The 11,978-nt window shown below is 54.0% G+C and carries 13 protein-coding genes; 10 read left to right on the forward strand and 3 right to left on the reverse strand.

Features of this window, described 5'->3' with window-relative positions:
* Positions 1-207 precede the first annotated feature (207 nt).
* From F7Q90_RS18910 to F7Q90_RS18960, 10 genes are all read left to right on the forward strand, one after another.
* Positions 208-417: a PTS sugar transporter subunit IIB gene (locus tag F7Q90_RS18910; RefSeq protein ID WP_044242007.1), complete on the forward strand. Its 210-nt coding sequence runs from the start codon at positions 208-210 to the stop codon at positions 415-417.
* Complete coding sequence (locus F7Q90_RS18915) at positions 410-1,777, forward strand: PTS sugar transporter subunit IIC (RefSeq protein WP_006119099.1); 1,368 nt, start codon at positions 410-412, stop codon at positions 1,775-1,777. Before F7Q90_RS18910 ends, F7Q90_RS18915 begins: the two co-directional genes overlap by 8 nt.
* Complete coding sequence (locus tag F7Q90_RS18920) at positions 1,764-2,606, forward strand: class II fructose-bisphosphate aldolase (RefSeq protein WP_006119100.1); 843 nt, start codon at positions 1,764-1,766, stop codon at positions 2,604-2,606. Before F7Q90_RS18915 ends, F7Q90_RS18920 begins: the two co-directional genes overlap by 14 nt.
* A gap of 63 nt (positions 2,607-2,669) precedes the next feature.
* On the forward strand, positions 2,670-2,939 hold the full coding sequence (locus F7Q90_RS18925; protein ID WP_006119101.1) for a hypothetical protein: 270 nt from the start codon (positions 2,670-2,672) through the stop codon (positions 2,937-2,939).
* Positions 2,940-3,130: 191 nt separating this feature from the next.
* On the forward strand, positions 3,131-3,568 hold the full coding sequence (locus F7Q90_RS18930; protein WP_006119102.1) for a PTS sugar transporter subunit IIA: 438 nt from the start codon (positions 3,131-3,133) through the stop codon (positions 3,566-3,568).
* Complete coding sequence (locus F7Q90_RS18935) at positions 3,565-4,206, forward strand: AAA family ATPase (protein ID WP_006119103.1); 642 nt, start codon at positions 3,565-3,567, stop codon at positions 4,204-4,206. The genes F7Q90_RS18930 and F7Q90_RS18935 overlap by 4 nt, the downstream gene beginning before the upstream one ends.
* Positions 4,157-4,588 (forward strand): thiol-disulfide oxidoreductase DCC family protein, encoded by a 432-nt coding sequence (locus F7Q90_RS18940; RefSeq protein ID WP_044242008.1) that lies wholly within the window; start codon positions 4,157-4,159, stop codon positions 4,586-4,588. Before F7Q90_RS18935 ends, F7Q90_RS18940 begins: the two co-directional genes overlap by 50 nt.
* A 151-nt stretch (positions 4,589-4,739) precedes the next feature.
* Positions 4,740-5,147, forward strand: coding sequence for a DUF2231 domain-containing protein (locus tag F7Q90_RS18945; protein ID WP_006119106.1), 408 nt, complete (start codon positions 4,740-4,742; stop codon positions 5,145-5,147).
* Positions 5,148-5,159: 12 nt separating this feature from the next.
* Complete coding sequence (locus F7Q90_RS18950) at positions 5,160-6,461, forward strand: PQQ-dependent sugar dehydrogenase (RefSeq protein WP_006119107.1); 1,302 nt, start codon at positions 5,160-5,162, stop codon at positions 6,459-6,461.
* Positions 6,462-7,089: 628 nt separating this feature from the next.
* Positions 7,090-7,719, forward strand: coding sequence for a DapH/DapD/GlmU-related protein (locus F7Q90_RS18960; protein WP_006119108.1), 630 nt, complete (start codon positions 7,090-7,092; stop codon positions 7,717-7,719).
* Positions 7,720-7,768: 49 nt separating this feature from the next.
* Here F7Q90_RS18960 and F7Q90_RS18965 read toward each other — a convergent pair whose 3' ends face one another.
* From F7Q90_RS18965 to F7Q90_RS18975, 3 genes are all read right to left on the reverse strand, one after another.
* Positions 7,769-9,235 (reverse strand): catalase, encoded by a 1,467-nt coding sequence (locus F7Q90_RS18965; RefSeq protein ID WP_006119111.1) that lies wholly within the window; start codon positions 9,233-9,235, stop codon positions 7,769-7,771.
* A gap of 455 nt (positions 9,236-9,690) precedes the next feature.
* Positions 9,691-10,722: an NADP-dependent oxidoreductase gene (locus tag F7Q90_RS18970; RefSeq protein WP_006119113.1), complete on the reverse strand. Its 1,032-nt coding sequence runs from the start codon at positions 10,720-10,722 to the stop codon at positions 9,691-9,693.
* 359 nt (positions 10,723-11,081) lie between these two features.
* A complete protein-coding gene (locus tag F7Q90_RS18975) occupies positions 11,082-11,864 on the reverse strand; it encodes an NAD(P)/FAD-dependent oxidoreductase (protein WP_346265400.1) in 783 nt (260 codons plus the stop codon).
* Between the last annotated feature and the right edge of the window lie 114 nt (positions 11,865-11,978).

The raw sequence follows: 11,978 nt of genomic DNA on the forward strand, positions 1-11,978 counted from the left end.
ACGACTGGCGGCAGGTCGCAGTATAGGGGGATAAACGAACCCACGGGGGCTTTGTTGAATAATAGGTAATCATTCTGTTTTGTCTGCACTGTTTTGGTAGAAAACGCTGATGCCAGACAGAACACCGTCATACGCAAGCATGTAATGCATTGATTTTATGTTATCTGAAACAACCGTTTTCATAGTACCACAGCATAAAATCCATTTATTCAACAAAGCCTTTCAGAAGCTAATGCATTTAAATCCGACATGATTCTGACGCAAAAAGCGTTTGCGGATGTTTTAAATGCTGACGCCACACCAGAACAGATTAAACGGGTCATTATATTAAATAAACTTACCGATAAAGCCGAAATTGAGCAAAAGATCGTGGCTTTCTTAAAAGAACGTAATATGAAGGTTGCTAATCATGAATAGTGTAATCAATTTTCTGGTTAAAGATTTACTGGGGCAGGCATCCATTCTTATCGCTTTTATTGCGCTGATTGGGCTGGTGCTGCAAAAGAAATCTGCGGGAAAAGTGGTGGAAGGGACGTTTAAAACCCTGCTCGGCTTCTTAATTATGATGGCGGGCATCAATATTATTGTCGGCGCACTGACCTTCCTGAACAGTATCTTCACCCACGGCTTTGGCATGCAGGGCTACATCACCGATGTGGCTGCCATCGCCGGGCTGGCCAACCGTGAACTGGGCTCCGAAGTGGCCATGACGCTGCTGGTGATCTTTATCGTCAATATCATCATTGCCCGCCTGACGCCGTTTAAATACATCTTCCTGACCGGACAGGCGTTGTTATGGATGGCCACGATTGGTGCGGTCATCGGCTATAAAGCAGGCTTAACCGGCTTACCGCTGATTCTGACCGGCGGGATTTTTGGTGGCGTTATGGCTGTCGTGATGCCCGCGCTGGCCCAGCCGGTGGTACGGCGTATTACCGATTCGGACGATGTTGCGCTGGGCCACTTCTGTACCATCGGCTATTTGCTGACAGCGGCCGTGGCGAAGGTGGTCGGTAAAGGGTCACGTTCGACGGAGGATCTGAAGTTACCGGACAACTTCAAATTTTTACAGGACACCTACCTGTCAATGGCGGTGGTGATGGTGCCAATGTACCTGATCCCTGCGCTGGCAGCCGGTCTCGCCTTTATTGCGCAGTACAGCAGCGGCACCAACTACCTGATGTATGCCTTTATGCAGGCCATTCAGTTTGTCGCGGGCGTGTTTGTCCTCTACAGCGGTGTGCGACTGCTGCTGAATGAACTGGTTCCGGCATTCCGTGGCATTGCCATGCGGCTGGTGCCGGATGCGAAGCCTGCACTCGACTGCCCGGTCATGTTTCCTTATGCGCCTAACGCAGTCATTGTCGGTTTCCTGGCGACCACGCTCGGTTCCGTGGTCGGCATGCTGGTGTTCCCGATGTTTGGTCTGGCAATGATTCTGCCGGGTCTGCTCACCAACTTCTTTGCGGGCGGCACGGCAGGCGTGTTTGGTAATGCGCTGGGAGGCCGGCGCGGGGCGATGATCGGGTGCTTCTTGCACGGCTTATTCATTACCTTCCTGCCGGCCATTCTGGTGCCGATGCTGGAAAGTTATGGCTTTACCGGCGTGACCTTCAGCGATTCCGACGTCATCAGTACCGGGCTGGTTTTGGGACATGCTTTCCAAAATAACTGGTTGTTCGTCGCCGTATTCGTTGCCTTTGTTACCGCTATCGCCTGGTTTGTTAACGGAAAATCCACTTCATCCCGTGAGGAAAACGTGCATGAAACTTTATAATTTCACTGACCTGCTCAAGATTGCCAAAGAACGTAATTTTAAAGCGGTGGGATCGTTTAATTTACATTGTCTGGAAATGCTGCCCGCCTTTTTTAAGGCGGCAGAACAAACCCACAGCCCGTTAATGATTCAGATATCTACCGGTACGGCAAAATATCTCGGACACGAATTACTGGTCGATGCCGTTAAATCTTTAGCGAAAAGTAAAAATATTTCAACCTGTCTGCATCTGGATCACTGTTCTGATTTAGAGGCGATTCAGACAGCGATTAACGCCGGATTCAGTTCGGTCATGTACGATGGCTCACATTTACCGCTTGAGGAAAATATTGCTAATACCCGACGGGTTATTGATATGGCGCGCCCGCTAAATGTCTCCGTGGAAGCTGAGCTGGGCGCAATCGGCGGATCGGAAGATGGTAAATGCGTGGAGATGGATGAAATTGCGTTTACCCCTGTAGAGGATGCCAGGCGCTTTGTGCACGAAACGGGCGTCGACATGCTGGCGATTTCCATCGGCACCGTGCACGGCCTGTATACCGGGAAAGCCCATATTCAGCACCAGCGCCTGGCCGCAATCACCGACGCCACCGCGACGCCGCTGGTCCTGCACGGCGGAACGGGCGTGAGTGATGAAGATATGCGCCTGGCTGTCAGCAGCGGTATCGACAAAGTGAACGTGGGCACCGAGATGAATGTCCAGTGGGTGGCGCAGTGCAAAAACACGTTCGAAAAAGGCAAAGTAAACGACAGCGTGCGTAATTTCCTGGTGCCCGCTAATAATGCGGTAACCAATGTATTAGTGGAAAAAATGCAGTTATTCCGCTAACCCCATTTATCCCGACGTAAATAAACCTGAAGTGCCCGCGCGCTTTTCGGGGCAGGAGTCGCTATGTTTGGATTCATGAAAAAGAAAGTGGAAAATCATCCGCAGGATGCGGCCGAACGGGATCGCCTGGCAGAATCCGTCAGCGAGAAAATAAGGCAGCTGGAAGCGATGCTGGCCAGTAATACCGCCGATACCGACACGCAAAAACAATTAATGCTGGAATATAACCGGGCATTATCACTCTATGCAAAAAGCCGTCGTTACCGGGATCACATCGATCCTCTGTTTGTGAAAATTGATGAATTACGCAATCTGGTGCGAAAATCAGTTTAAGGAGCAGTAGGCTTTGTTGAATAAATGGATTTTATGCTGTGGTACTATGAAAACGGTTGTTTCAGATAACATAAAATCAATGCATTACATGCTTGCGTATGACGGTGTTCTGTCTGGCATCAGCGTTTTCTACCAAAAAAGTGCAGACAAAACAGAATGATTACCTATTATTCAACAAAGAAGGAGCAGTAATGACCATTAAACAGTTATTACAGGAAGCCAATGCCATTCAGGTCGGGGTTGCGGCCAGCGACTGGCAACAGGTGATCGCCATGGCGGCCAAACCGCTGGTGGCGGGCGGCTATATTCGGGCCTCGTATCCTCAGGCTGTCATTGATAACACGCTCACGCACGGTGCCTATTATGTGTTTGAAGAAGGTATCGCCATTCCCCATGCTCGCCCGGAAACAGGCGTTATTCGCGACTGTTTTAGTCTGATTGTGCTGGCAGAACCGATCTCGTTTGAGGGCAGTGAAAAGGCCGATATCGTCATCATGTTCGGTGCCCGTAACAGTAATGCCCACATTGAAGAGGGCATTCGCGCGATTGTCTCGCTGCTTGACGATGACGCGACGCTGGTCAAACTACGCCAGGCCAGTAGCGTGGCGGACGTCATGGAGATCTTATGACCAGACAGGCGGAAAGTAAGCGAGTAGTACTGGTTAACGGAATTCCCGCCTCGGGCAAAAGTACGCTGACCCGGATGCTGTCCGGGCGTTTCACCTTACCGATATTAACGCTGGACAGCATTAAGGAGCCCTTCATGTCCAGCTTCGCCCCGGTCGATCGTCAGCGTAACCGACAGCTCGGCTGTGCGGCTTACCAGGCGATCTGGAATATTGTGGGCCAGTCACCGGTGAACACGGTTTTTCTGATTGATGCCTGGTTTGGGTTTCAGTCGAAAAGCGTGCTGGAGCAGGGTTTGCAGCGAGCGGGCGTGGATGAGGTGCTGGAGATCTGGATGCAGATCTCACCCGATGAGGCGGTGGCGCGTTACCAGGCTCGCCTGGCGCAACGCATGCCGGGTCACCCCGGCGCGGAGTATCTTCCGGAACTGCGTCGTCTGGCGGAAGAAGCACAACCCATGGCACTGGGGCCGCTGCTGCGGGTTAATGCCAGGGCCATCGATGAAGCGGCGGTTTGTCAGTGGCTGGCTCAGCATACGGGAAAGAAGGACTATACTGCGTCTGTTGAGGATGAAACAGAGGAGCCGCCCCATGTCACAGCCCCCTTATCTGCAAACGGGCGAGAGCGTCGTGCTTTATGATGGTGTATGCAAACTTTGTACAGGATGGGTGCGTTTCCTGTTGCGCCACCGGCTGGCGCGGCAGGTCCGTTTTGCTTCCGTCCAGAGTGAGGAGGGCAAAGCACTACTGAGATGGGCCGGCCTGCCTGACGACAATATCAGCACGATCGTCTACATTCGGGATGAACAGCACTGGCTTCGGGCGCAGGCTATTTTTCGCGTTTTTCAACAGTTGCCGCTGCCGTGGCGCATCATGAGCGTGCTGCGCTGGTTGCCGAAACGCCTCAGTAACCTTTTTTACGACGCCATTGCGCTGAACCGCTACAGGCTGTTTGGCCGCTATGCGACGCAACAGCCCATTCGCGCCGATTATCCAGGCCGGTTCCTGTCGCATCAGGCCTGACGACACCGCTTTACCCGTCATCGCCTGCAAAGGTGAATTAAAACCATCATTTTTCTTCAGGTTTACTAATATTTTACAGGCAGGTTAACAACGTAATGGGAAGGTAATACGTTGTGCCTGGGCTGTATAACTATTGAAAATGGAGAAAATCATGCGCAACACCTCTGGACGATCGGCCATCGCCGTGACGCTTTACGCTCTCCTCGAACCTCTACCGGTGGGCTTTTTTGTAGCGGCCTGGCTGTTCGATATCGTCTATATGAAGACGACTGTCATCTTCTGGTCTGTCAGTGCCAGTTGGTTAATCGCAATAGGTCTGGTCATTGCTGTTCTGCCACGAGTAATTAGTCTTATTTATCTGTTCCGCGGCAGCAGCGCGCCAGAGAAAACCCATTTCTGGATCTCGCTGGTGGCTATCCTGCTGGCTATCGCCAATGCCTTTATTCACAGCCGTGATGCGTACGCCGTGGTGCCCACGGCGGTGATTCTCTCAACGCTGGTGGTGATACTGCTACTGCTGGCGAATGTGCAACTTGCCCTTCGTCAACGCATCGCTTAAGGAGAAGCCCCAATGAAAATGCCACAATATTCCCTGATAGCGTTGGCGCTGACGGCCCTGTTAGCCGGGTGTGATAACGGTGCGTCGGTCGCGCCTGAAAAACAGATTGGTGCGAATCCTGAGCTGCCGGAAGCCAAAAATTTTATGGTACCGCCGATGCAGGTGCCCAAAGGTGTTCCGTGGAAGAACGGCGAAATGCCTAAGGTCGCCGAGGGGCTGAAGATAGAGAAGATTGCCGATAAGCTTCAGCATCCACGTCAGGTCTACGTGCTGCCGAACAACGATATTTTGGTCGCGGAATCCAACGGCACACCTAAACCCACGACCAAGCCGAAAGAGCTGATTACGGGTCTGGTAAAAAATGCCTCAGGCAAAGGGGGCAAAGGCGGTAACCGCATCACCCTGTTGCGTAATGTGAATGGCAAGTGGGAGCAACACCGCTTTATCGAGAATCTGACCGCGCCGTTTGGCATGCAACTGGTCGGGAATACCCTGTATGTGGCAAATGCAGACAGTCTGGTGAAATTTCCCTACAGCGAAGGACAAACCGAGATTCGCACCGCGCCGGAAGAGGTGACCGAATTACCCGGCGGGCCCATTAACCACCACTGGACAAAAGCGCTGTTAGCCAGTCCTGATGGCAGCAAACTGTACGTCGGCGTCGGGTCGAACAGTAATATCACCGAAAACGGTATTGGTGCGGAATACCGCCGTGCCGCCGTGCTGGAGGTCGATGCCGCCAGCGGTGCCAGCCGCATTTATGCTAGCGGCTTGCGTAACCCGACGGGGCTCGACTGGGAGCCGCAGACGAAGCAGTTGTGGGCGGTCGTCAACGAGCGTGACGAAATTGGCTCGGATCTGGTGCCCGACTACCTGACGTCTGTTAAAGAGAAGGGCTTCTATGGCTGGCCCTACAGCTATTTTGGTCAACACGTTGATGTACGCGCTCAGCCGCAGCGACCGGATCTGGTCAAAACAGCCATCAAGCCTGATTACGCTCTGAGCTCGCATGTCGCCCCACTGGGCCTGTTGTTTTATGGTGCAGAGAATATGCCGCAGTACCGGGGCGGTGCCTTTATCAGCGAACACGGGAGCTGGAACCGTAAGCCACTGAACGGCTACAAGGTCATCTGGGTGAAATTCGAAAACGGGAAACCGGTGGGGCAACCGCAAACCGTGGTGTCCGGCTTTTTGACTGAGGATGAAAAAGAAGTGCACGGCTTACCGGTGGGCCTGGCCAGCGATAAGCAGGGCGGGTTAATTATCGCCGATGATGCAGGTGATGCGATCTGGCGCGTCAGTTCAGCGAAGTAATTGCGACTGCGCAGGCATAAAAAAAGGATTTGGCATAACGCCAAATCCTTTTTTCTTTTGTTCGTCCTGCGGCGGGTAACCGGAGGACAAACGAGGTGCTCAGCACTCTCCACAGGTTGAGTGTAAAGAGTGACAGCGAAGACTTCAAGTTTGGCCAAAATACTGTATATTTATACATGTGTTGAGCGTCGGGCATCGCACCGTGGTTAACTGATTGCTTCCAGGGGAGCACGGTTATGTAAATCCCGGCAGGTCCCAGGTGGTGCTGGCCTGTGGCTTAAACCATGAGTGCCGCTCAGCCCTCTCCACAACGTTGTGCTCAGGCAGTCGGCGGGTAATGTCAGAGTCCCGGCTGCTGAACAGCGCGCTCCCTAAGCAGGAGAAGGAAAGTGATGGAACTGACTAAGCTGATTCTGGAGATTATCCGGGTCATCTTGCAGATCATCGTTGCCCTTTTGCAACTGACCGGTCATGCAAAATAACCGGAACTTTGACCAAGGCGGAGCTAACCACTCCGCCTTTTTCGTTGTCAATTGTCTGTCATGTTATCCGGCTACAGTGGCGCGGCAGTCAGGCGCCTTACGGGCATCACTTATCCAGACCTCAGACCAGAGCCGGGAGCGTTTACATGTCACTTGCCGCGGTAAAACCCGCCAAACTTCAGCAAACCGAAATCGATGCCAGCGTACGCATGCGTGAAACGCAGATTGGCGCGCAGTGTGAAATTCTGGCTCACAGCTATCTGGAATACAGCACCCTGGGCGATTTCTCCTATGTAGGTGAACATTGTTGCATTGCCGACAGTGAGATTGGCCGTTTCACCGCGATCGCTAATCAGGTCCGGATTGGCGCGCCGAATCACCCGATGAATCGCGCGTCACAACACCGCTTTACCTATTGTCCGGAGTATTACGACGCGACCGCCACGCGCGACCACGGTTTTTTCACCGCCCGGCGAGAAGACAGAGTGATCATTGGCAATGACGTCTGGATCGGTCATGGCGTGATCGTACTGCCCGGCGTCACGGTGGGCGACGGGGCGGTGCTGGCGGCGGGCGCGGTGGTGACGAAAGACGTTGCAGCCTATACCGTGGTCGGTGGCGTGCCCGCCAAACCGATTCGGGTTCGCTTCCATCCGGCGATTGCCACGCGCTTACAACACATCGCCTGGTGGAACTGGACACGGGAAAAGATCATGGCAAACCTTGCCGATTTTCAGTCAGAGGATATTGAGCAGTTTTGTGCAAAGCATGGCTGAATGCGACGGGGATAAAACGGTGGCGGATGCCACCGTTTGGCAGGGCGGTTTAGCGTTTAGCCCGCGCGTCCAGCACGGCCGTGGCGATGCGGTCACCAATGGTTTTGTCGATATTGCGCCAGTACGCAAAAGCCCGCGACAGCACTGGCTCTTCCACGCCGTTTAACAGAAGACCTGTAACGTTGTTGACCAGCCGGTCACGCGCGGCGTCATCCATCACCTTATTGATCAACGTATTCGCCTGGCCTACGTCGTCGTCGTCACGGCGCAGAGAATAGGGTGCCCGTACCATATCGCCGCTGGCAGACCAGACCGAGTCGGTTGGATAACGTTCACCATCGGCAACCGGGCCGCCTTTGCTGTTGGGCGCATAAACCGGGTCGGATACCGGGTTAATGCGCATCGCGCCGTCTTTGCTGTAGCTGTTGACCGGCGACTGCGGGGCGTTAACCGGAATCTGCTTGTAATTTACCCCGAGTCGGGCGCGGTGGGCATCCGCATAGGCAAAGACGCGCCCGAGCAGCATCTTATCCGGGCTCAGACCAATACCGGGCACCAGATTGTTAGGCTCAAAGGCAGCCTGTTCAATCTGCGCATGGTTGTCGGTAGGATTGCGGTTCAGCGTAAGTTTTCCAACCTTGATCAACGGGTAATCGCTGTGCGGCCAGACCTTGGTGAGATCGAACGGGTTGTAGCGGTATTCATCTGCCTCCGCAAAGGGCATGATCTGCATATAGAGCGTCCAGCTCGGAAAGTGGCCGTTTTTAATGGACATGAAAAGATCGCGCGTATGGTAATCGCCGTCCTCACCTGCCAGCTTATCGGCTTCCTGCTGCGTCAGGTTTTCAATGCCCTGATCGGTATGGAAGTGGTATTTCACCCAGAACTTCTCGCCCTGTGCGTTTACCCACATATAGGTGTGACTGGAGTAGCCGTTCATATGACGCCAGCTTTTGGGAATACCGCGATCGCCCATCAGCCACGTGACCTGGTGCGACGATTCCGGTGACAGCGTCCAGAAATCCCACTGCATATCGTTGTCACGCAGATTGTTGTCCGCACGGCGTTTTTGCGAGCGAATAAAATGCTGAAACTTCATCGGGTCGCGAATAAAAAACACCGGCGTATTGTTGCCCACCAGGTCGTAATTGCCTTCGCGGGTATAAAACTTGATGGAAAAACCGCGTGGATCGCGCCAGGTATCCGGGCTGCCGCGCTCACCGGCTACGGTTGAGAAGCGCATCAGCACATCCGTTTTCGTGCCGGGCTGAAAAACGTTGGCTTTGGTGTAGCGACTGACATCTTCAGTCACCTCAAAAAAGCCAAAGGCACCGCTCCCTTTTGCATGTGGCTGCCGTTCAGGAATACGTTCACGGTTAAAGTTCGCCATCTGCTCAATCAGATAGTGATCGTGCAGTACCAGCGGGCCGTCCGGTCCTACCGACAACGAGTGCTCATCGCTGGCAACCGGAATGCCTGCGTCGGTGGTGGTGGGTTTATGCGCATCGTGACTCATTCAATTAGTCTCCATGTTTATACGGGTATTGCATGGAGTAAGCGTAGCGTAAAACTGAGAAGCGCAACGGTGAATCGTTCACTCTTTATATGACGATCTGTTTATCTTCCTGTTCGCCTCTGACCCAGGCAGGCAGGGCTTTTCACGCCCCAGACCTGACAAACCCGCCGGGATGGTGAATGTTTTTTAATCATTCCGCCATCAGGTGTTGTCGCAAGTTCATCAGGCCGCGATGCAGGAGATCTCTCCCTTTCCGGGCGATGCGTGGGCGGCGTGTTGCCCGTGAGGTGAGGCTGGTGGGTACGTAGGGGGACGTTTTGGCCGGTACTGGGTCAGACAGCTCGCTGTCGGTCGTGCTCTGCCGCAGGCATTGAAGGCGGCAATAACTGTTTTACCGTCCGGCAGATAAAAAAATGCAACGTCAGTGACGTTGCATTTTTAAGTGACAGGTGGGGTTACGAGGCCACTTTCACGACGGTTTTACCGAAGTTTTTACCGTTAAGCATATCGATAAACGCTTTGGGTGTGTTCTCCAGACCGTCAATCATGTGCTCGCGATAGTGGATCTTCTTACTCGCTACCAGCGGCGTCATGGCTTTCAAAAACTCAGGATAGCGATGGCCGTAATCCTGGAAAATGATAAAGCCCTGCATGCGAATGCGCCGGGTCAGAATACCGGCCATGATGCGTGAGGTACGGTCAGGGCCTGGCGGCAGCTCTTTTTGGCTGTAGGCAGAAAACAGTCCGCAAACCGGCACCCGCGCCGCCGGGTTCAGCAGCGGGAAGACCGCATCGAACACCTTACCGCCCACGTTTTCAAAATAGATATCAATGCCATCCGGGCAGGCATTTTTGAGCTGCTCTTCAAAGTCCTGGCTGTGGTGATCGATACAGGCATCAAAGCCCAGATTTTCGACCGCATGACGGCATTTTTCTTCACCACCCGCGACACCTACCACGCGACAGCCTTTCATTTTTCCTAACTGGCCCACGGTCGCGCCCACCGGACCGGTTGCCGCCGCGACAACCAGGGTTTCGCCTTCTTTCGGCTGACCGATATCCATTAATCCCATATAGGCCGTAAATCCGGGCATGCCGAGAATTCCCAGCGCCCAGGAGGGATGCGGGAGGTCGCTATTCAGACGGGCAACGTCTTTACCATCAGACACGGCATATTCCTGCCAGCCGCTCTGGCAAAGCACCCAGTCACCCGCTTTAAATTCACTGTTTTTGGATTCGGCGACCTGACAAACCGTGCCGCCAACCATCGGCTTATCCAGCTCTGCCGGTGGCGCGTAAGATTTCCCTTCATCCATACGTCCGCGCATATAAGGGTCGAGTGACAGATAAATCGTACGCAGTAAGATCTCGCCATCTTTGATTTCAGGTGTCGGCTGCGCAACATAACGGAAGTTGTCTTCCGTTGGTTCACCCTTGGGGCGTGAAGCCAAAAGCCAGGCGTGATTTGTTGTCGATTGTTCAGTCATAAAGTCGTCCTTTGCATGGGCAAACCGCTCAGGGTTGCCGGGAATGAATGGCTAAGTGTAGATGACAGAACAAAGCATGCTTAACTGTGCTGGCGGTCAACGGGCAGGGCAAACAGGACTCGCCCGGCGTACCGCCACGCACAGCGCGCGCCACGTGGCCCGTTCAGATTGCTCCGAATCCAGCGCGTCGTGACGGTGTCACACGGGGAACAACGTTATACCGGTCGTCACGGAGTCTGAAGGGGGCGGTGACGCTGAAAGCCGCGTCAGGTGGCGGGAGAAAGGGGGCAAAGATGCCCCAGCGCATAACCATGTCGCAGACGGTTCCCGCGCCGTCGGGCGACGGCGCGGGGGCGGGCTTAGTTAAATCGTTCCGGCCGGAAGGTCGCGAGCATGGGATGCCGGACATCGTTGAGGATCTCCTCCGTCAGCAATTCGCCCAGAATCAGTGCCAGCGTCGCGCCCGAATGGGTAAAGGCCACAAAGCAACCGGGGACTTTTTTCAGCTCCCCGACAACCGGTTCACCATCCCCCGGCACGGGTTTCAGGCCAATTTTCCAGCTGTCTGCTTCCAGTGGTGCGCCGTCGCCAAGCAGGTGACCCGCATCCGCCATTAACTGGCGAATAACGGCATGATCGATGCTGTACTGACCATCAGCATGCGCAACGATATCCTCTTCATACCAGTCATGATCGACCGCCAGCGTACGGCCAGGGTTGGGACGTATCGCCGCGCGGGGCGTATTTAATACCACGTTAAGATCGCGTTCCTGTGCGGTAGTGGTAACCAGCATGGACACCGGCGACCCGTTGGGAATGCGTACACCAAGCGGCGCAACGACATCGGGCGTCCAGGAACCACAGGCGACAAGCACCCGATCGGCCATGATGTCGCCCCGTTTCGCGCTGCGAATGCCTGTGGCCCGCCCTCCTGCGGTCAGCACACTGGCTTTGCCTGCCTGTTCAATCACTTCGCCGCCTGCGGCTTTGAAATCCTCAACCAGTTTTGCGGCCAGATGCGGCAGGCTTACCCAGCCCTCACCAGGGTTGGCAATAGCGACGCTGGCCAGCGCGCTGGGGTTAACCTGCGGATCCACCTCATGCACCGTGCGCGGATTAACCAGCCGGGTGTAGCGCGGCAAAATATTTTGCACTGTTTTGGAAACTATTTTGCACAACTTGGACGGAGTTTGAGAGTGCAAAATAGTTTCCAAATCGCATAAAAAACGTTCTAAATCTCAACCTCTCGTTCCACT

The organism is Pantoea stewartii subsp. stewartii (assembly GCF_008801695.1).
In the GTDB taxonomy this organism is placed as follows: Bacteria; Pseudomonadota; Gammaproteobacteria; order Enterobacterales; family Enterobacteriaceae; genus Pantoea; species Pantoea stewartii.

Coding starts and splice junctions, on each gene's coding strand:
- F7Q90_RS18970 (WP_006119113.1), bottom strand. CDS start 10,722: ATGACTGAACAATCGACAACAAATCACGCCTGGCTTTTGGCTTCACGC.
- F7Q90_RS18940 (WP_044242008.1), top strand. CDS start 4,157: ATGTCACAGCCCCCTTATCTGCAAACGGGCGAGAGCGTCGTGCTTTAT.
- F7Q90_RS18920 (WP_006119100.1), top strand. CDS start 1,764: ATGAAACTTTATAATTTCACTGACCTGCTCAAGATTGCCAAAGAACGT.
- F7Q90_RS18915 (WP_006119099.1), top strand. CDS start 410: ATGAATAGTGTAATCAATTTTCTGGTTAAAGATTTACTGGGGCAGGCA.
- F7Q90_RS18960 (WP_006119108.1), top strand. CDS start 7,090: ATGTCACTTGCCGCGGTAAAACCCGCCAAACTTCAGCAAACCGAAATC.
- F7Q90_RS18950 (WP_006119107.1), top strand. CDS start 5,160: ATGAAAATGCCACAATATTCCCTGATAGCGTTGGCGCTGACGGCCCTG.
- F7Q90_RS18930 (WP_006119102.1), top strand. CDS start 3,131: ATGACCATTAAACAGTTATTACAGGAAGCCAATGCCATTCAGGTCGGG.
- F7Q90_RS18935 (WP_006119103.1), top strand. CDS start 3,565: ATGACCAGACAGGCGGAAAGTAAGCGAGTAGTACTGGTTAACGGAATT.
- F7Q90_RS18925 (WP_006119101.1), top strand. CDS start 2,670: ATGTTTGGATTCATGAAAAAGAAAGTGGAAAATCATCCGCAGGATGCG.
- F7Q90_RS18945 (WP_006119106.1), top strand. CDS start 4,740: ATGCGCAACACCTCTGGACGATCGGCCATCGCCGTGACGCTTTACGCT.
- F7Q90_RS18965 (WP_006119111.1), bottom strand. CDS start 9,235: ATGAGTCACGATGCGCATAAACCCACCACCACCGACGCAGGCATTCCG.